Annotated in this window: 18 protein-coding genes; 11 read left to right on the top strand and 7 right to left on the bottom strand. The window is 68.0% G+C overall.

Annotated features, from left to right (window positions below; genetic code table 11):
• Positions 1-314: 314 nt before the first annotated feature.
• Complete coding sequence (locus tag EJP67_RS23980; RefSeq protein WP_126024222.1) at positions 315-3434, bottom strand: efflux RND transporter permease subunit; 3120 nt, start codon at positions 3432-3434, stop codon at positions 315-317.
• 49 nt (positions 3435-3483) lie between these two features.
• Positions 3484-5154 carry an efflux RND transporter periplasmic adaptor subunit gene (locus EJP67_RS23975; RefSeq protein WP_126024221.1) on the bottom strand — a complete coding sequence of 557 codons (1671 nt, stop codon included), beginning with the start codon at positions 5152-5154 and terminating at the stop codon, positions 3484-3486.
• A 310-nt stretch (positions 5155-5464) separates the two neighbouring features.
• Between EJP67_RS23975 and EJP67_RS23970 the strand changes: the two genes are divergently transcribed.
• Genes EJP67_RS23970 through EJP67_RS23950 form a run of 5 tightly spaced genes read left to right on the top strand, consistent with a single transcriptional unit; the run spans position 5465 to position 9209 of the window.
• Positions 5465-5986, top strand: a complete 522-nt coding sequence (locus EJP67_RS23970) for a DUF6622 family protein (protein WP_126024220.1) — start codon at positions 5465-5467, stop codon at positions 5984-5986.
• Positions 5987-6025: 39 nt separating this feature from the next.
• Positions 6026-6979 (top strand): sterol desaturase family protein, encoded by a 954-nt coding sequence (locus EJP67_RS23965; protein WP_126024219.1) that lies wholly within the window; start codon positions 6026-6028, stop codon positions 6977-6979.
• Positions 6976-7278 carry a 2TM domain-containing protein gene (locus EJP67_RS23960; RefSeq protein ID WP_126024218.1) on the top strand — a complete coding sequence of 101 codons (303 nt, stop codon included), beginning with the start codon at positions 6976-6978 and terminating at the stop codon, positions 7276-7278. The genes EJP67_RS23965 and EJP67_RS23960 overlap by 4 nt, the downstream gene beginning before the upstream one ends.
• The gene (locus tag EJP67_RS23955) at positions 7275-8345 is read left to right on the top strand and encodes a sensor histidine kinase (RefSeq protein ID WP_126024217.1); all 1071 of its coding nucleotides are present in this window, start codon (positions 7275-7277) and stop codon (positions 8343-8345) included. Before EJP67_RS23960 ends, EJP67_RS23955 begins: the two co-directional genes overlap by 4 nt.
• 24 nt (positions 8346-8369) lie before the next feature.
• On the top strand, positions 8370-9209 hold the full coding sequence (locus EJP67_RS23950) for a LytR/AlgR family response regulator transcription factor (protein ID WP_126024216.1): 840 nt from the start codon (positions 8370-8372) through the stop codon (positions 9207-9209).
• Between the two features lie 83 nt (positions 9210-9292).
• On the opposite strand, the gene EJP67_RS23945 is transcribed toward EJP67_RS23950, so the two are convergent.
• Complete coding sequence (locus tag EJP67_RS23945) at positions 9293-9634, bottom strand: hypothetical protein (protein ID WP_126024215.1); 342 nt, start codon at positions 9632-9634, stop codon at positions 9293-9295.
• Between the two features lie 148 nt (positions 9635-9782).
• Here EJP67_RS23945 and EJP67_RS23940 point away from each other — a divergent pair, with 148 nt between their 5' ends.
• On the top strand, positions 9783-11600 hold the full coding sequence (locus tag EJP67_RS23940) for a glutamine--tRNA ligase/YqeY domain fusion protein (protein ID WP_126024214.1): 1818 nt from the start codon (positions 9783-9785) through the stop codon (positions 11598-11600).
• Positions 11601-11616: 16 nt separating this feature from the next.
• On the opposite strand, the gene EJP67_RS23935 is transcribed toward EJP67_RS23940, so the two are convergent.
• A complete protein-coding gene (locus tag EJP67_RS23935) occupies positions 11617-11925 on the bottom strand; it encodes a hypothetical protein (protein WP_240650759.1) in 309 nt (102 codons plus the stop codon).
• 92 nt (positions 11926-12017) lie between these two features.
• Here EJP67_RS23935 and EJP67_RS23930 point away from each other — a divergent pair, with 92 nt between their 5' ends.
• The 5 genes from EJP67_RS23930 to EJP67_RS23910 all read left to right on the top strand — a co-directional run bounded on the left by EJP67_RS23930 (position 12018) and on the right by EJP67_RS23910 (position 14593).
• Positions 12018-12590 carry a pseudouridine synthase gene (locus EJP67_RS23930; protein ID WP_126024213.1) on the top strand — a complete coding sequence of 191 codons (573 nt, stop codon included), beginning with the start codon at positions 12018-12020 and terminating at the stop codon, positions 12588-12590.
• Between the two features lie 37 nt (positions 12591-12627).
• Entirely contained in the window at positions 12628-13536 is a 909-nt protein-coding gene (locus EJP67_RS23925) for a M23 family metallopeptidase (protein WP_126024212.1), read from the top strand.
• A gap of 22 nt (positions 13537-13558) precedes the next feature.
• Positions 13559-13882, top strand: coding sequence for a hypothetical protein (locus EJP67_RS23920; RefSeq protein ID WP_126024211.1), 324 nt, complete (start codon positions 13559-13561; stop codon positions 13880-13882).
• Positions 13883-13949: 67 nt separating this feature from the next.
• Positions 13950-14240, top strand: coding sequence for a nucleotidyltransferase family protein (locus EJP67_RS23915; RefSeq protein WP_126024210.1), 291 nt, complete (start codon positions 13950-13952; stop codon positions 14238-14240).
• Between the two features lie 20 nt (positions 14241-14260).
• On the top strand, positions 14261-14593 hold the full coding sequence (locus tag EJP67_RS23910; protein ID WP_126024209.1) for a HepT-like ribonuclease domain-containing protein: 333 nt from the start codon (positions 14261-14263) through the stop codon (positions 14591-14593).
• 39 nt (positions 14594-14632) lie between these two features.
• On the opposite strand, the gene EJP67_RS23905 is transcribed toward EJP67_RS23910, so the two are convergent.
• From EJP67_RS23905 to EJP67_RS23895, 3 genes are all read right to left on the bottom strand, one after another.
• Entirely contained in the window at positions 14633-15568 is a 936-nt protein-coding gene (locus EJP67_RS23905; protein ID WP_126024208.1) for a M14 family metallopeptidase, read from the bottom strand.
• A gap of 111 nt (positions 15569-15679) precedes the next feature.
• Entirely contained in the window at positions 15680-16657 is a 978-nt protein-coding gene (locus EJP67_RS23900) for an MBL fold metallo-hydrolase (protein ID WP_126024207.1), read from the bottom strand.
• A 63-nt stretch (positions 16658-16720) separates the two neighbouring features.
• Positions 16721-17923: an ammonium transporter gene (locus EJP67_RS23895; RefSeq protein WP_019654985.1), complete on the bottom strand. Its 1203-nt coding sequence runs from the start codon at positions 17921-17923 to the stop codon at positions 16721-16723.
• Positions 17924-18000: the final 77 nt, after the last annotated feature.

Below are 18000 nucleotides of genomic sequence, written 5' to 3'. Positions count from 1 at the left end.
CTGGCCGAGCGAAGCGAAGGCCAGTCCAGGCTGTTCAAAAGCCGAGCGAAGCGATGGCGCGGATCGCTCCCTTCTGGCTGTGCCGAGGAGCGCAGGCGCAGGAGGGATAAGGGCCGCAGCTGTTTGAGCGAAGCGAGTTCTGCGGACCCCCTCCTGCGCCGAGCACCGCAGGTTGCCCGTAGCGAAGCGAAGGGACACAGACAGCAGGGTCGCCTTTTCTTTGCCTACTTTCTTTTGGCGAAGCAAAAGAAAGTAGGTCGCCCGCCGGGGCGAGACCCGGCCTCGGGAAGCAAAACTACCAGAGGCAAGCAAAGTCAAACCGCCTCCTCCTCAATCTCAACCCTACGAGCACTCCCCCCACCCAGTCGATCAAACGCCAGATAAATAACAGGCGTAGTGAACAGGGTCAGCAGCTGACTGACGATCAACCCCCCAAAAATCGCCAACCCCAGCGGCCGCCGCAACTCAGCCCCATCACCGAAACTGAACATCAACGGCACAGCAGCAAACAAAGCCGCCAACGTAGTCATCAAGATAGGCCGGAACCGCAGCAAGGCAGCCTGGTGAATCGCCTCCCGAGGAGACTTCCCCTGGGTCCGCTCCGCATCGATCGCAAAGTCGATCATCATGATCGCGTTCTTCTTCACGATGCCGATCAGCAGGATGATCCCGATGATCCCGATCACCCCCAGGTCATTGCCCGTGATCATCAGCGCCAGCAGCGCCCCAACCCCGGCCGAAGGCAGCGTGGACAGGATTGTCAGCGGATGCACGTAACTCTCGTACAGCACCCCCAGCACGATGTACACGCACACCACGGCGGCAAGAATCAGCCACAGCTGGTTAGACAACGATTTCTCGTAAGCCCCTGAAGCCCCGAGGAAGGTCATCGTCACGCTGCTCGGCAGCCCGATTTCCTTCGCCGCCGCGCGAATCGCATCGACCGAAGCCCCGAGCGAAACACCGGGCGCGGTGTCGAAGTTCAGCGTGCTCGCCGGATACTGCGCCACGTGAGTGATCTGCAGCGGCGCCTGCTGCTCGCTGATCTGCGCAATGGCCGACAGCGGCGTCGCGGTGCCCGAACCGGCGATCAGGCTCAGCTGCCCCAGCGTCTGCGGCGTGTTCACCATGCCGGGCTGGGCCTCGAGGATCACGCGGTACTGGTTGGTCTCGGTGAAGATGGTCGAGACGATGCGCTGGCCGAAGGCGCTGTAGAGCGCGTCGTCCACGGTGCTCGCGGTGATCGACAGCCGCGCAGCCGTGTCGCGGTTCACGTTCACGAAAGCCGCCAGACCCTGGGCGCCGGCGTCGCTGCTCACGTTGCGCACCTTGTCCGATTCCTGCAGCTTCGCAACGAGCTTCTTCATCCAGTCGGTGATGGCGGCGCTGTCCACGCCCTCGAGCGACATGCGGTACTCGGTGGGGCCGGTCTCGGCGTCGATGGTGAGGTCCTGCGTGGGCTGCAGGTAGAGCGTGACGCCCGCCACCTGCCGCACGCGCTCGCGCAGGCGGTCCATCACGACCTGCTGGCTGTCGCGGTCCTTCGCGAGGTTGATGAGCATGCTGCCGGTGTGCAGCATGGTGTTGTTGGCGGCATCGACGCCGACAAAAGAACTGAGGTTCTCGACCGCCGGGTCTTCGAGGATGGCCTGCGCCGCCTGCAGCTGCAGCTGCGACATGCGGTCGAACGACACGTCCTGCGCGGCCTGCACGCGGGCCTGGAGCTGGCCGGTGTCCTGGGTGGGGAACAGGCCCTTGGGGATAGTGAGGTACAGCACCACGGTCAGCACCATGGTGAGCAGCGCGACCAGCAGCGTGAGCGCCTGGTGGTCGATCACCCAGTGCAGCGAGCGGTCGTAGCGCACCATCACGCCGCTGAAGAAGCGCTGGGCGCGCGCGCCGAAGCCCTTGTCCGAAACCTGCTTCTTTTCTTCGTGCTTGAGCCAGCGCGCCGACATCATCGGCACCAGCGTGAGGGAGACGACCGCGGAAATCAGGATGGTGATGGCCAGCGTCACCGCGAACTCGCGGAACAGGCGGCCGACCACGTCGCCCATGAAGAGCAGCGGGATCAGCACCGCAATGAGCGACACCGTCAGCGAGATGATGGTGAAGCCGATCTGCGTGGCGCCCTTGAACGCGGCCTGCAGCGGCTTCTCGCCCTCCTCGATGTACCGCGCGATGTTCTCGATCATCACGATCGCGTCGTCCACCACGAAGCCGGTGGCGATGGTCAGCGCCATCAGGCTCAGGTTGTTCAGGCTGTAGCCCAGCAGGTACATCAGCCCGAAGGTGCCGATCAGCGAGATCGGCACCGCGATGCTGGCGATGACGGTGGCGCGCAGGCTGCCCAGGAAGGCGAAGATCACCAGCACCACGAGCACCACGGCCAGCACCAGTTCCATCTCGACGTGCTGCACCGAGGCGCGGATGCCGGCGGTGCGGTCGCTGAGCACCTCGATCTTCAGCCCGGCGGGCAGGCCGGCCTGCAGCTCGGGCAGCTGCTTCTTGATGGCGTCGACGGTGGCGATCACGTTCGCGCCGGGCTGGCGCTGCACGTTCATGATGATCGCGGGCGACAGCTTGCTGGTGCCGTCGGCCTTGTTGCCGGCCCAGGCGGCGAGCTGGTTGTTCTCGGCGCTGCTGACCACCTGCGCCACATCGACCATGCGGATCGGCGCGCCGTTCTTGTACGAGACGATCAGGTTCTTGTAGTCGTCGACCGTCATCAGCTGGTCGTTCGAATTGATCGTGTAGGCGCGCTTCGGTCCGTCGAAGCTGCCCTTGGCGCCGTTGGAGTTGGCCGCCGAGATCGCGGTGCGCAGCGTGTCCAGCCCGATGCCGTTGGCCGCCAGCGCCTGGGTGTTGGCCTGGATGCGCATCGCAGGGCGCTGCCCGCCGCTGAGCGACACCAGCCCCACGCCCGAGACCTGGCTGATCTTCTGAGCGAGCCGGGTGTTGACCAGGTTCTGCACGTCGGTGAGCGGCAGCGTGTCGGAGGTGATTGAGAGCGTGAGCACCGGCGCGTCGGCCGGGTTGACCTTGGCGTACACAGGCGGCGCCGGCAGGTCGGCCGGCAGCAGCGAGCCGCCGGCGTTGATGGCGGCCTGCACCTCCTGCTCGGCCACGTCCAGCGTCTGGCCCAGCGAGAACTGCAGCGTGATGATCGACACGCCCGCGGCGCTGGTCGAGCTCATGCGGTCGAGCCCCGACATCTGGCCGAACTGGCGCTCCAGCGGGGCGGTAACGGTGTTGCTCATCACCTCGGGGCTGGCCCCGGGGTAGAGCGTCTGGACCTGGATGGTCGGGTAGTCGACCTGCGGCAGCGCCGACAGCGGCAGGAAGCGGAACGCCACCAGGCCGGCCAGCACGATGGCGACCATCAGCAGCGAAGTCGCCACCGGCCGGAGGATGAACGGACGTGACGGGCTCAACGTGGGGCCTCCGTGCTGCTGCTACTACTGCTACTGCAAGGACCGCTCGTCATTGGTTGCCGCGCCTGCCCTGCGCGCCTTCGCCGCCGCGGCCTTCGGACATGCGCTGCCAGCGTTCCAGCGCGGCCGGGTCGCCGCGGTCCAGCGCCTCGAGGAAACGCTTGCGGCGTTCGAGCTGCTCGGGGTTGTCCTTGGCGGAGTCGAGCATGCGCTGGCGCTGCTCGGCGGTAGGGAGTCTGGCGGGGGTTGCAGGGGCAGCAGGGGCCGACTCGGCCGAGGGCGCCGGGGATGCGGCCGGGGCTGCAGGGGCTGCAGGGGCTGCAGGGGCCGTGGGGGCAGCAGCAGCCGGAGCGGCTTCACCGCCCCTGGGCGCGCCGGGCCCGCCGGCACCTGCGCCACCACCCTGGCGGCGGCCGCGATGCGTACCGCCTGCCGGTGCCGACGCCGCGCCGGCCGGACGGTCGGCCTGGGTCTGCACCCGCGCGCCGTCCTTCAGGCGGTCGCCGCCTTCGGTCACGACCTGCTCGCCGGCCTTCAGGCCCGACATGATCGCGACGTTGTCCACACTGGATTCGCCGCGCGTCACCGGCCGCTGCGACACGGTGTTGTCCTCGTTCAGCACGTACACGTAGTCGCCGTTGGGGCCGTGGCGCAGCGCGGTGACGGGCACCACCACGGCGCTGCTCACGGTGCGCAGCAGCAGCCGCAGGTTGACGAACTGGTTCGGGAACAGCGCGTTGTCGGCGTTGGTGAAGCGGGCCTTGGCCTTGACGGTGCCGGTGGCGGTGTCGACCAGGTTGTCCAGCGTGGAGAAAGTGCCGTTCGCGAGCCGGCGAGTGCGGGTGCGGTCGAAGGCGGTGGCGTCGAGCTTGGCGCCCTGGGCCAGGCGCTCCTGCACCTCGGGCACGCGGTCCTGCGGGATGGCGAATTCGACGTCGATCGGCGCGATCTGAGTGATGGTGGCGACGCCGTTGGTGGTGCCGGTGGAGATGTAGTTGCCCGCGTCCACCGGCCGCAGGCCGATGCGCCCGCTCACCGGCGCGGTGATGCGGCTCCAGGCGAGATTGAGCTTGGCGGTGTTCTCGTTGGCGCGGTCGATGGCCACCGTGCCTTCGAGCTGCTTGACCAGCGCGGCCTGGGTGTCCACGTCCTGCCGGGCGATCGAGTCCTGGCCCAGCAGGGTCTGGTAGCGCTGCAGCGTGACGCGCGCCGCAGCGAGCTGCGCCTCGTCGCGCTGGCGTGCGCCGGTGGCCTGGCCGAGCGCGTTCTGGAACGGCTGCGGATCGATGGTGGCGAGCACGTCGCCCTTCTTGACCATCTGCCCTTCCTGGAAGAGCACCGCCGTGAGCACGCCCGACACCTGCGGCTGGACGATCACGTTGGCCAGCGGCGTGACGGTGCCCAGCGCCTCGAGCTGCACGGGGATGTCGGCCTGCCGGGCGGTCGCGATGCCGACCGTGCTGGAGGCCGCGCCGCCACCGCCACCACGCCCCCCCGGCCCGCCCGGGCCTCCGGGACCGCCCTGCCGCCCGGCGCCGGGGCCCGCACCAGGGCCGGCAACCGGCATCTTCGAGCGCTGGACCAGATACCAGGCGCCGCCGCCCATCACCGCCAGCAGCAGCAAGGCCAGCAGGCTGCCCATCCAACGGCGTCTGCGTACCGTCGGATGCGTGGGAGACACGGTGGAAGGCAGAGGCTCGGTTGGTTTTTCTTGTTCCATGGACGGTGCGTGCGAAAGGTGCAGAGGTGCGGACCAGCGTAGTACAGCGCGGATGGTAGTCCGGCTCTTTGCTGGGCCGTAAAGCGGCGGTAAAGCTGGCCGGCGCCCCGTCGGAGCCTCCTCGAAGCCTCCCCGAATTGCCGCGAAACCCCGCAATTCGCGCCGCCCGGCTGCAATTGGCGCCGCCTGCGCGCATTCCGTCGCACGGCGATGGCGGGCATGCGGGGCCGCCGGCACAGTCCACCCCATCGATTCCCTTGCGCCGCCTTTTCAGCTTTTCTTCACCTTTCACCTTCAACGGAGTGCCGCCATGCTGATGCAGATCATCCTTCACACGCCCAAGTGGGTGTTCGCCGTCTTCTTCCTGCTGCTGTGGCTCGGCGCCCGGCAGCTGCTGGCCAACCAGGTGAGCCTGACCCGCGTCACGCTGATGCCCGTCGCCATGGGCGGCCTGTCGCTGTACGGCGTGGCCTCGGTCTTCGGCGACTCCTTCGGCGCCCTGCTGGGCTGGGCCGCCGCCGCCGCCGTGATGGCCGCCCTGGTGCTGCAGCGCCCGCTGCACGCCGCCACCCGCTACGACGCGGCCACCCGCCAGTTCGACGTGGCCGGCAGCCCGGTGCCGCTGATGCTCATGATGGGCATCTTCCTGACCAAGTACGTGGTCGGCGCCGCCCTGGCCATGCACCCCGAGCTGCGCCACCAGCCCACCCTCGCACTCGTGGTGCCCGTGCTGTACGGCGCGTTCACCGGTGTGTTCGCGGCCCGCGCCGCGCGCCTGTGGAAGCTGGCCATCCGCACTGACGCTATGGCTGCCGCCGCCCGCGCCGCCTAATATTCCCGGGCCACCACTTCCAGAATAAGAAACGCCGCCATGAACGCGCTCCTGCTGATCCTCAAGGTTTCCGTCACGGTGGTGCTCGTCGCCTCCATCGCCGAGGCCCTGGTGCTTTCGTGGCGCAACGGCTGGCGCAGCTACGACTGGAAGGCCGCCGGCGTCTCGGTGTTCGACTTCCTGGTGCGCGAATACCCCCTGCGCTGGCTGCTGCCCCTGGCCTTCTGGACCGGCGCGATGGACTGGTTCTACGCCCACCGCCTCTTCACCCTGCCGATGGACCACTGGACCGGCTGGGCCGCCTGCTTCATCGGCCAGGAGTTCTGCTACTACTGGTACCACCGCGCCGCGCACCGCGTGCGGTGGTTCTGGTGCACCCATGCCATCCACCATTCGCCGAACCAGCTGAACCTGTCGGCCGCCTACCGCTTCGGCTGGACCGGCCGCCTCACCGGCACCCTGGCCTTCTTCATGCTGGCGCCGCTGCTGGGCATGCCGCCGCGGGTGATCCTGCTGATGCTCACGCTGAACCTGCTGTACCAGTTCTGGATCCACGCGACCTGGATCCCGCGCCTGGGCCCGCTCGAATGGGTGCTCAACACCCCCTCGGCCCACCGCGTGCACCATGCCTCGAACCTGGAATACCTGGACGGCAACTACGGCGGCGTGCTGATCGTGTTCGACCGCCTGTTCGGCACCTACATCCCGGAGCGCGCCGACGTGCCCTGCCGCTACGGCCTCGTCAACCCGGTCACCACGCACAACATCCTGGAGATCGAGTTCGGCCAGTGGCGCGCGCTCTTTCGCGACCTCGCCTCGGCCCGCTCGGTGCGCGCCTTCGTCGGCTACCTCGTGAAGCCGCCCGGCTGGAAGCCCGAGGGCCCAGGCGACACCACCGAGGAGCTGCGCCAGCGCGCGGCCCTGCAGGCGGCGCCGCAGCCTGCCGTGGCGACCACCGATTTCATTCCTGTCCAATACAAGGAGCTGTCATGACTTCCTACGCATCGTCCTCCGATTCCTTCCGCTGCGACGTCGAGCGCATCGCCCGCCGCCGCGCCGGCGCCAAGATGGGCTGGTACATCCACGCCTTCGTCTATGTGCTGGTCAACCTGGGGCTGGTCACCATCTCGGCCGCCAACGGCCGCAGCTGGGCGATGTATCCGCTCATGGGCTGGGGGCTGGGGCTCCTGATCCATGGGGCGGTGGTCTGGTTCATCGCACCGGGCGGCGGCTTCTACGACCGGCTGGTCGAACGCGAGCGCCGCGCGCTGGGGGGCCAGGACCGCGGATGAATTCCACGACGCCGCTGCACCGCTTCCGCGCGGAAAACATCCGGGACATGCTGCGGCATGGCCTGATCACCGCTGTCTTCTGCTGCCTCATCGCCATCGCGATGACCATCACGGGGGGCGAAAACTGGGCCGGCCATCTGGTCTATTCGCTGGCCATCGGGATGATCAGCTGGCTGTTCATCGACACGGGGCGGCTCCTGCTCAGCGGGGCCAGTGAAACCCACTGGCCGAACTGGCCCTGGGGCTTCATGCTGATCGCGCTGGGCGTGGCCATCGGTTTCTTCGTGGGCAATCTCATCGGCGACGCCGTGTTCGGCGCGCCCCGGTACGACTTCCTCGACTTCAAAGGCCACAAGCTGGCGACCGGCGTCACGATCACCATCATCGCGACCGTCGGCATGTGCTTCTTCTTCTACAGCCTCGGCAAGAGCAAGCACATGCAGAGCCAGATCGAGCTGGCGCAGCGCAATGCCACCGAGGCACGGCTGAAGCTGCTGGAGACGCAGCTGGAGCCGCACATGCTCTTCAACACGCTGGCCAACCTGCGCGTGCTGATCACCGTCGACCCGCCGCGCGCCGTGGCCATGCTCGACCGGCTCAACAGCTACCTGCGCATGACGCTCAGCGGCTCGCGCGCGCTCTCGCATCCGCTGTCGGCCGAGTTCGAGCGGCTGGGCGACTACCTGGAGCTGATGTCGGTGCGCATGGGCGACCGGCTGCGCTACACGCTCGACCTGCCGCAGGATCTGCGCGATGCGCCGGTGCCGCCGCTGCTGCTGCAGCCGCTGGTGGAGAACAGCATCCGCCACGGGCTGGAGCCCAAGGTGGAAGGCGGCGAGATCGTCGTGCGTGCGCGCCGGCAAGAAGAAGGCGGCCTGCTGGTGATCGAGGTGAGCGACACCGGCGTGGGCCTCGGCGCGGCGCCGCCGTCGCAGGGCAGCGGCTTCGGGCTGGAGCAGGTGCGCGAGCGGCTGGCCACGGTGTACGGCGAGCGCGGCCGCATGAGCCTGGCGCCCTCGCCTTCGGGCGGCACCCTCGCCACGCTGAGCTTTCCGGCACCCGCCTGAATGCAACACGAAAACAACGACAAGATGACCACTGCATCCCCCACCGCCCTCATCGCCGAGGACGAGCCCCTTCTGGCCCAGGCCCTCAAGGCCGAACTGGCCGCGGCATGGCCCGAACTGCAGATCGTCGCCACCGCGGGCGACGGCCGCAGCGCCGTGCGCGAGGCGTTGCGCTTGCTGCCGCAGGTGCTTTTCTTCGACATCCGCATGCCCGGGCTCGATGGCCTGGGCGCCGCCGCCGAACTGGCCGACTGCTGGCCCGCCGACGAAGCACCCATGCCCCAGCTGGTGTTCGTGACGGCCTACGACGAATACGCCGCCCGCGCCTTCGAGGCGCAGGCCATCGACTACGTGCTCAAGCCGGTGCAGCCCGACCGCCTGCGCAAGACCGTGGGCCGCCTGCAACAGGCGCTGGCCGCGCGGCAGCCGGCGGCCACGCCCGCGCTGGCGGATGCGGCGCTGGAACAGACGCTCGCCCAATGGCGCCAGGTGCTGGGCGCCGCCGGCGCAGGAGTCGCCACGGCTACACCCGCCCCGCTGCGCATGATCGCCGCCAGCGACGCCGGCGGCAGCACCGTGCGCATGGTGCCCATCGACGAAGTGCTTTATTTCGAGGCGGCCGACAAATACCTGCGCGTGCTGACCGCCACGCACGAATACCTGATCCGCACGCCGCTGAAGCAGCTGCTGCCCCAGCTCGACGCCGACACCTTCTGGCAGGTGCACCGGGCGGTGGTGGTGCGCAGTTCGGCCATCGAGTCGGTGCACCGCGACGAGGCCGGCAAGCTGCACCTGATGCTGCGCGGGCGGGCCGAGAAGATTCCGGTCAGCCGGCTCTACGCCCATCTTTTTCGCGCGATGTGAAATCGGCCGGGCGAGCGCCCAAAGAAAAAGGCCGGCCCTTTCGGGGCCGGCCTTTTTCATTCAGTCACGATTGCCGTGGCTTTTTAGCGCCAGTGGCCATGTCCGCGGTAGTAGCCACGACCGTAGTAGCGCGGGCCGTAATAGGCCGGCGGGCCGTAGTAAACGGGGGCCGGACGGTAGTAGACCGGCGGCGGGCGGTAGTAAACCGGGGGCGGCGGCGCGTAGTAGACGGGGGCCGGCGGCACGTAGACCGGGGCCGGGTAGTAGGCCGGGCTGCCAACACCCACGGCCACGCCGGGGACGCCGACGCCGATCGACCAGCTCACATCACTGCGGGCGCTGGCCGAGGTGGCGGCAAACAATGCACCGGCTGCCACGACGCCCGCGGCGGCCCACTTGAAAAAGGTTGAACGTGTGAAGCTCATGATCCTGCTCTCCTTGTTTGGCTGGGCAGTCCGGACCCGGACCGCCCATGTGGTGTATTGAACGCGGCAAATGCAAACGGGGTGCACCGGCCAATGTGAAGAACGTTGCCAAAGGTAACCCATAGGGGGTGCCCCCTAAAATGCCGCGATGACCTCCCCGACCGACAAAAGCGGCACCAAGACGACAGCTGCACCGAGCAATTTCCTGCGCCACGTGATCGAGAACGACCTCGCGCAGGGTGCCTATTCTGGCCGCAAGTGGGGCGGATCGCCCGGCAACGCCGCCCATCACGCGCAGGGCATGGCCGACCCGGCCAAGGTGCGCATGCGCTTTCCGCCCGAGCCCAACGGCTACCTGCACATCGGCCACGCCAAGAGCATCTGGCTCAACTTCGAGCTGGCCAAGGAATACGGCGGCGTGAGCCACCTGCGCTTCGACGACACCAACCCCGAGAAGGAAGACCAGGAATACGTCGATTCCATCCGCGACGCGGTGAAGTGGCTGGGCTACGAAACCTACCTGGCCGACCGCCCCAGCGCCCCCGGCACCCTGCAGCCGCACGAGTACTTTGCGAGCGACTACTTCGACTTCATGTACGAGGCCGCCGAATACCTGATCGGCGCCGGCCTCGCCTACGTGGACGAGCAGACCGCCGATGAAGTGCGGGCGAACCGCGGCGACTTCAACACGCCCGGCACCGACAGCCCCTTCCGCACCCGCACGCCCGAGGAGAACCTCGCGCGCTTCCGTGCCATGCGCGACGGCCAGGTGGCCGATGGCGCCGCCATCCTGCGCGCGAAGATCGACATGGCCAGCACCAACATCAACATGCGCGACCCCGCGCTGTACCGCGTGCGCCGTGCCCACCACCACAACACCGGCGACAAGTGGTGCATCTACCCGATGTACACGTACGCGCACCCCATCGAGGACGCGCTCGAGCAGATCACCCACAGCATCTGCACGCTGGAATTCGAAGACCAGCGCCCCTTCTACGACTGGCTGCTCGACCGCCTCGCCGAAGGCGGCCTCATCGCCAGCCCGCACCCGCGCCAGTACGAGTTCGCTCGCCTGAACGTGACCCACGTGCTCACCAGCAAGCGCAAGCTGCGCCAGCTGGTCGAGGAGAAGTACGTCGACGGCTGGGACGACCCGCGCATGCCCACCATCGCCGGCCTGCGCCGCCGCGGCTACACGCCCGAGGCGCTGCGCCTGTTCTGCGAACGCAGCGGCACCACCAAGTCGGGCGGCTGGATCGACTACGCCAGCCTCGAGGCCGCGCTGCGCGACACCCTCGACCCTGTCGCCCCGCGCGCCATGGCCGTGCTCGACCCGGTCAAGCTGGTCATCACCAACTGGGGCGAACTGATGGGCGGTGACGATGCGCTCGACAACTGCTCGGCCCCCGTGCACCCGCACCACCCCGAGATGGGCCAGCGCGAGTTCAAGCTCGGCCGCGAAGTCTGGATCGAGCGCACCGACTATGAAGAAGTGCAGCCCAAGGGCTTCTTCCGCCTCTTCCCCGGCAACAAGGTGCGGCTGAAGTACGGCCACGTCATCGAATGCACCGGCGGCACCAAGGACGCCAGCGGCAGGCTCGTCGAGGTGCAGGCCACGCTGGTGCCCGACACCAAGAGCGGCACCCCCGGCGCCGACGCGATCAAGGTGAAGGGCAACATCACCTGGGTGGCCGCCGCCGACGCGGTGCAGGCCGAAGTGCGGCTCTACGAGCGCCTGTTCGCCGCGGCGCAGCCGGGCAGCGGCGAGCTGTTGGAAGAGCTGAACAAGAACAGCCTGGAAGTGTGTTCGGCCTTCGTCGAGCCCTCACTGGCCAAGGCCGAGCCGGGCGTCGGCATCCAGTTCGAACGGCACGGCTACTTCGTGCTCGACGCGAAGGCCAGCGCCGCCGCCGGCAAGCCGGTGTTCAACCGCGCGGCCGGGATGCGGGACAGCTGGGGCAAGTAAGCAAGCAGACCCGCAGTTACTCGGGCCGCTTGTAGACCACCCCGATCACCGCGCTGTTCTCGTCGGTGGTGCACACCGCCGAGCGCCCCTGCGGCCCGACCCTCAGGTTGACCGTGTAGACGCCGTCACGCGGCGTCGTGCCCTTGTCGGCGACGATGCTGGCCGGCGGCACCTTCAGTTCGCGCGCGGCCGCTGCCACGCAGTTCTTCACGCTGGCATCGGGCGCGCCGCCCACGCGGATGGCCGTGCTGTTGCATGCCGCCAGCAGCAGGCCGGCCATCGCCACACAGGCGAGTTGGATGGAGCTTCGCATCGTGATCGTCATACCGGATTCCCTGTGTCTCGAATGAACAATCCGATTGGAGCCGTGCCGGCCGCCGGAGGTTGCAGGACGGACCCGGGCTATCCTGTCGGCACATGAATCGTCCGAGCCCTTCTTCTCGTTCATCGCCCTCTTCCTCCCGCCTGATCCGCTTCAACAAGCCCTATGGCGTGCTCAGCCAGTTCACGCCCGAGGGCCGCTGGCGTGGCCTGAAGGAGTTCATCGACATCCCCGGCGTCTACGTCGCAGGCCGGCTCGACGCCGACAGCGAGGGCCTGCTGCTGCTCACCGACGACGGCAGGCTGCAGGCGCGCATCGCCGATCCGCGCTTCAAGATGGAAAAGATCTACTGGGTGCAGGTCGAAGGCGAGCCGACCGAAGCGGCGCTTGCCGCCCTGCGCAATGGCGTGCAGCTCAACGACGGCCCCACCCGCCCGGCGCGCGCCCGGCTGCTCGACCCGCCGCCCGAGGTGTGGGAACGGCAGCCGCCCATCCGCGAGCGCAAGAGCATTCCCACCGCATGGATCGAGCTCGCGATCCGCGAGGGCCGCAACCGCCAGGTGCGACGCATGACCGCGGCCGTGGGGCTGCCGACGCTGCGGCTGATCCGCGCCGCGATCGGCCCTCACACGCTCGAAGGCCTCGCGCCCGGAACCTGGAGCGGATAGCGCCCTCCATCCATCGACTTCCCGACCTTCTCTTCAAATGAAGCAAACGCCCTCCTATTCCCTCACCCATCTCGCCCTCGACCGCCGCAGCGCCGTGCTCGGCACCATCGGCCTGATCGCCGCGATGCACGCCGGCGCCGCGACCAAGTCGACGGCAGCAAAGAAACAGCCCGCGGCAACACCCGGCGTATGGCCACGCGCATCGCAGGTGCCCGGCGGCGTCGCCCGCCTGTCGCTGGGCCCGTCGGCCAGGCGGCCGCAGGCCTTCGCGGGCGACATCCCCCTGCTGGTGGTGGGTGACGCCATCGAATGGACCGCGCTCGTCGGCATTCCGCTCGCGACCGAGCCCGGCGAGGCCAGCATCACCGTGCGCGCCGAAGGCAAGCCCGAACGCCAGATCGCCTACACCGTGGCCCCGAAGCAGTACCGCGAGCAACGCCTCACCGTGGCCCCGCGCACCGTCGACCTCTCGCCCGAGGACGAGGCGCGCTACGTCAAGGAGCGCGACCACCTCACCGGCGTGATGGCCACTCTCACCGACATGCGCCCCGACACCGCCCTGCAGATGCGCGTGCCCGTTCCCGGCCGCCGCTCCAGCTCCTTCGGCCTGCGCCGCGTGTTCAACGGCCAGTCGCGCAATCCGCACAGCGGCATGGACATCGCGGCCGGCACCGGCACGCCGGTGCTCGCGCCCCTGCCCGGCAAGGTGATCGACACGGGAGACTATTTCTTCAACGGCGGCACCGTCTGGCTCGACCATGGCGGCGGCCTGCTGACCATGTACTGCCACCTGAGCCGCATCGACGTGAAGGTTGGCGACGTGATGAAGACCGGCGAACAGCTTGCAGCCGTGGGCGCCACCGGGCGGGTGACGGGGCCGCACCTGCATTGGTCGGTGATGCTGAACCGGGCGATGGTGGATCCGGCGTTGTTCATTGCGGCCTGACATAGACGGAACCGCTCCAACGATGGCCGCCGATCCCGCCTTCACCGAAGCCTGCCTCGCCACATCGATCCGCCCCGGCAGTCGGCGCGACATCCTCGCCCTGCTCAACGAGCGCCTGCACCCGGCCCTGAAGGCGATCGTCGCGGCCGAGGTTTCGTCAGGCAACCGCGTCTGCGATGCGGGCACCGACTGGCCCGACCCCGGCTCGGTGCACGTCACGCTCGACAAGCACTTCGACGCCCGCCACGCCAGCGCCCAGGCCGTCTTCAGCCCCTGCGACGACCCGCACTACTGGCACGCGGACTACAGCACCGCGGACAAGCCGCGGCACCTGCTGATCTGCTGACCGGCTGCCTGACGGACCAGCCTCGTGGCCCGAGGGTCGTGGGCAGCCAAACATTACACTCGGCACCATGCGCCCCTCCGAAGCCCTGTCGCTGCATCGTGATCGCATCCGCGAGATCGCGTTGAGCCATCACGTCAGCAGTGTGCGAGTCTTCGGTTCAGCATTGCGCGGCGAGGACGAGGCCGACAGCGACCTCGATCTGCTGGTGGAGCCCACGGCGCAAACCACGCTCATGGACATCGGGGCCATCAGGCACGAGCTGAAGAGCCTTCTGGGCATGGAAGTAGACGTACTCACGCCCAACGGCCTGCCTCCCAGGTTCCGCGATCAGGTGCTGCGCGAGGCTATGCCGGTATGAGCTGAAGAGATCCGCAACGGGTGGCGGATTACCTGGGCCACATCCTGCAGGCGATCGACAACATCCGCGACTACACGACCGGCGCTACAGCCGACAGTTATCTGGCCGATCGCAAGACCCAGGACGCGGTGGTGCGCAACCTGGAAGTCATCGGCGAAGCCAGCAACAACATCGTGAAGCACCACTCGGAATTCGCGGCCGCCCACACTGCTGTTCCATGGCGCTTCGCCTACGAGATGCGCAACGCGCTTTCCCACGGCTACTTCACCATCGATCACACCCTTGTCTGGCAAACCATCCAGCACGATTTGCCTTCGCTTCGCGAGCAGGTCGTGCGGCTGTTGGAAACCTGAGCCCTTTGCGTCCCCTGGTTGGCGCAGGCACGCCGGGTATCAGATCGGCTTGGTCAGATAAACCGCCTCGCGCCCCACGATCGCACGCTGGGCCGGCATGAAGATCGTGCAGTCGTCGCACAGCGCACGGATCTCCTCGTCGCCGTTGGTCGCGATCAGCTCGCCCTTGGCGAAGGTCTCGAAGCCGATGAGCGGGCGCACGAAGGCGAAGTCGGGCGACTTGATGACGTAGGTCTGCATCAGTTGGAAGCGCCGTTGCGGCTCGGGCGGCGGGGTGGCCGGGTCCTTGTCGACGAGGCCGAAATACGCGAGGAAGTCATAGGTGACGGCGGTGGCGAGATCAGAAGCGGAGCGCAGGAAGTGCTGGCCGCATTCGACCACCATCGCCACGCCCTTGCCGTCGGGGCCGCCGTGGCTGCCGTACTGGATGAGCGGCGTGCCGGAGCCCAGGCCGTCGGGCATCACGAGGTGCACCGCGGGGCGGCCGATGGCCTGCGCGACCCGGGCGTTGCGCTCGAAGCCCGGGTACACCCAGAAGGGCACGACGGGCTGGCTGGTCGAGTGGATGTCGAGGATGTGGTCGGCCGCGTCCACCACCGGTCGCAGGATGCGCGCGCGGCTCAGCTCGGGGCTGTCCTCCTTGCCGTCCAGCCATTCGGGCGACCAGATGCGGTTGAGGTTGTGCACCAACTGCCGGCTGTCGAAGGGCAGCGACTCGTTGAAGGATTCATACGCCGCCACGTTGGCGAAGCTCACGGTGAGCGTGCCGATCTTGGGACGCACGTCGTTGTCGAGCAGGTGCGTGGCCGCCGTCATGCCGCAGATCTCGTTGCCGTGCGTGAGCGCGTTGATCAGCACGTGCGGGCCGGGCTTGCCGGACTCGAAGCGGTGCACGTAGTCGACGCCGACGTTGCCCTTGCGGTAGGCGGACAGGTCGCGGGGGAGGACTTCGAGGGCGGGGGGAGCTTGGGTCATGGGGCGATGGATGATGAAAGCGAAGCAGCCGGCCAGTTTGCTACAGGGCGCGCCTTCGCGCGCGCGGGGCGCCGCAACACCGGCCCGCGCCGCTCAACCTTCATCGCTGGCTCAGCGCACCTGCTGGTAGTCCACCGGCACCCAGGCGTAGCCCTTGCCTTCGGCCCGCACGTGGCCGAGCCCCGGGAACGGCAGGTGCGCGCTGCCGACCAGGTAGCGGCCCTTGGCCGCGTCGGCGTACGCCTTCTTGCGCTCGGCCGCTGCGGGCCTGGAGTCGACGTCGAACGAAATGGTGATCTGCGGCTGCGCGAACTGCACGGCGGCCACGTGCATCAGGTCGCCCCACAGCACCAGCTTCTGGCCCTTGGACTCGACGACATAGATGTTGTGGCCCGGTGTGTGGCCATGGGCGGGCACGGCCCTGATGCCGGGCGCCAGTTCGGTGCCGCCCTTCATGCCCTTGAACTTGCCGGCTTCCACGTAGGGGTTGAGCGAGGCCATCGCGCCCTGGAAGAAGCCCTTCATCTCGGCGGAGGCCTTCTCCAGGTTGGCCTTGTTCAGCCAGAAGTCGGCGTCTTCCTGCCCGGCGTGGATGGTGGCGTTGGGAAAGACCAGCTTGCCGTCCTGCACCAGGCCGCCGACGTGGTCGCCGTGCATGTGGGTGATGAGCACGTCGTCGACCTGGTCGGGCTGGTAGCCCGCCGCCTTGAGGTTGGCCTGCAGGTTGCCGAGCGTCGGGCCGAAGAGGCCGCCGGCGCCGGTGTCGACCAGCACCAGCTTGCTGCCTGTGTTGATGAGGTAGCCGTTCACCGATGTGGGCACGGCGTCCTTCTCGAAGCCGCGGTCGAGCAGCTTGCCGACCTGCGCCTGGGTGGTGTTGGTGAGCAGCTTCTTGGGCTCGAGGTCGAGGGTGCCGTCGAACAGCGCCGTCACCTCGAAGTCGCCGAGCATCATCCGGTAGAAGCCCGGCGCCTGGGTCTTGACCTGCGGCGCGCCGGCCTGCGCCACGGAAGAGAACGAAAGCATCAGCAGGCTGCCGGCCAGTGCGGCGACGCCTTTGCGCAGCCAGCGAGCGGGTGTCGTTGTCATGGGTCTACTCCTCGGCGGTTGTAAGGGGCGCCGAGAATAGCCCAAGCCGCCGCACCTTGCCGCTTACCAGTTGACTTCGCGCTCTGGCGTCGCCGAGATGTGGTGGATCGACAGGTCGGCGCCGTCGTATTCCTCTTCCTGCGACAGCCGCAGTCCGGCCACCGCCTTGAGCGCGCCGTACACCGCCGCGCCAGCCAGCGCGGCCCACGCCACGCCCATCACGGTGCCGATGAGCTGCGCCCACACGTTCACGCCGCCTATGCCGCCCAGCGCCTGCGTGCCGAAGATGCCGGCCGCGATGCCGCCCCAGGTGCCGCACAGGCCGTGCAGCGGCCAGACGCCCAGCACGTCGTCGATCTTCCACTTGTTCTGCGTGAGCGTGAACAGCTTGACGAAGATGCCGCCGGCCACGCCGCCCACCACCAGCGCGCCCAGCGGGTGCATCAGGTCGGAGCCGGCGCACACCGCCACCAGGCCGGCGAGCGGGCCGTTGTAGACGAAGCCCGGGTCGTTCTTGCCCATGGCCAGCGCCACCAGCGTGCCGCCGACCATCGCCATCAGCGAGTTCACGGCCACCAGGCCCGAGATCTTGTCGATGCTCTGCGCGCTCATCACGTTGAAGCCGAACCAGCCCACGCACAGCACCCACGCGCCCAGCGCCAGGAACGGGATGTTCGACGGCGGATGCGCGCTCAGCGAGCCGTCGCCGCGGTAGCGGTTGCGCCGCGCCCCCAGCAGCAGCACCGCCGGCAGCGCCAGCCAGCCGCCCACCGCATGCACCACGACGGAGCCAGCGAAGTCGTGGAACTCGTGGCCCGTCAGCGAGGCGATCCATTCCTGGATGCCGAAGTGCTTGTTCCAGGCGATGCCCTCGAAGAGCGGGTAGACGAAGCCGACGATCACCGCCGTGGCGATGAGCTGCGGCCAGAACTTGGCGCGCTCGGCGATGCCGCCCGAGATGATGGCCGGTATGGCCGCGGCGAAGGTCAGCAGGAAGAAGAACTTCACCAGCTCGTAGCCGCTCTTTGCCGACAGCTCGGTGGCGCTCACGAAGAAATGCGTGCCGTAGGCCACGCCGTAGCCCACCAGGAAATACACGATGGTCGAGACCGAGAAGTCGACCAGGATCTTCACCAGCGCATTGACCTGGTTCTTCTTGCGCACGGTGCCCAGTTCGAGAAAGGCAAAGCCGGCGTGCATGGCCAGGACCATGATGGCGCCGAGAAGGATGAACAGCGCGTCTGCGCCCTGTTTGAGTGCGTCCATTGGAGCTTCTTGCGGATTTTTGGTTTGAATTGGTGCGTCGCACCTGAATCAACCGGCGCGGCGGGCCAATGAAGCAA

This window comes from Variovorax guangxiensis, from assembly GCF_003952165.1.
Taxonomy (GTDB): domain Bacteria; phylum Pseudomonadota; class Gammaproteobacteria; order Burkholderiales; family Burkholderiaceae_C; genus Variovorax; species Variovorax guangxiensis.
The sequence above is the reverse complement of the archived record's forward strand: the minus strand, read 5'-3'. Positions and strand labels throughout refer to the sequence as shown.

Bases quoted from the DNA above. Each gene is read 5' to 3' on its own strand.
- EJP67_RS23975 (WP_126024221.1), bottom strand. From the start codon at position 5,154: ATGGAACAAGAAAAACCAACCGAGCCTCTGCCTTCCACCGTGTCTCCC.
- EJP67_RS23970 (WP_126024220.1), top strand. From the start codon at position 5,465: ATGCTGATGCAGATCATCCTTCACACGCCCAAGTGGGTGTTCGCCGTC.
- EJP67_RS23965 (WP_126024219.1), top strand. From the start codon at position 6,026: ATGAACGCGCTCCTGCTGATCCTCAAGGTTTCCGTCACGGTGGTGCTC.
- EJP67_RS23960 (WP_126024218.1), top strand. From the start codon at position 6,976: ATGACTTCCTACGCATCGTCCTCCGATTCCTTCCGCTGCGACGTCGAG.
- EJP67_RS23955 (WP_126024217.1), top strand. From the start codon at position 7,275: ATGAATTCCACGACGCCGCTGCACCGCTTCCGCGCGGAAAACATCCGG.
- EJP67_RS23950 (WP_126024216.1), top strand. From the start codon at position 8,370: ATGACCACTGCATCCCCCACCGCCCTCATCGCCGAGGACGAGCCCCTT.
- EJP67_RS23945 (WP_126024215.1), bottom strand. From the start codon at position 9,634: ATGAGCTTCACACGTTCAACCTTTTTCAAGTGGGCCGCCGCGGGCGTC.
- EJP67_RS23940 (WP_126024214.1), top strand. From the start codon at position 9,783: ATGACCTCCCCGACCGACAAAAGCGGCACCAAGACGACAGCTGCACCG.
- EJP67_RS23935 (WP_240650759.1), bottom strand. From the start codon at position 11,925: ATGACGATCACGATGCGAAGCTCCATCCAACTCGCCTGTGTGGCGATG.
- EJP67_RS23930 (WP_126024213.1), top strand. From the start codon at position 12,018: ATGAATCGTCCGAGCCCTTCTTCTCGTTCATCGCCCTCTTCCTCCCGC.
- EJP67_RS23925 (WP_126024212.1), top strand. From the start codon at position 12,628: ATGAAGCAAACGCCCTCCTATTCCCTCACCCATCTCGCCCTCGACCGC.
- EJP67_RS23920 (WP_126024211.1), top strand. From the start codon at position 13,559: ATGGCCGCCGATCCCGCCTTCACCGAAGCCTGCCTCGCCACATCGATC.
- EJP67_RS23915 (WP_126024210.1), top strand. From the start codon at position 13,950: ATGCGCCCCTCCGAAGCCCTGTCGCTGCATCGTGATCGCATCCGCGAG.
- EJP67_RS23905 (WP_126024208.1), bottom strand. From the start codon at position 15,568: ATGACCCAAGCTCCCCCCGCCCTCGAAGTCCTCCCCCGCGACCTGTCC.
- EJP67_RS23900 (WP_126024207.1), bottom strand. From the start codon at position 16,657: ATGACAACGACACCCGCTCGCTGGCTGCGCAAAGGCGTCGCCGCACTG.
- EJP67_RS23895 (WP_019654985.1), bottom strand. From the start codon at position 17,923: ATGGACGCACTCAAACAGGGCGCAGACGCGCTGTTCATCCTTCTCGGC.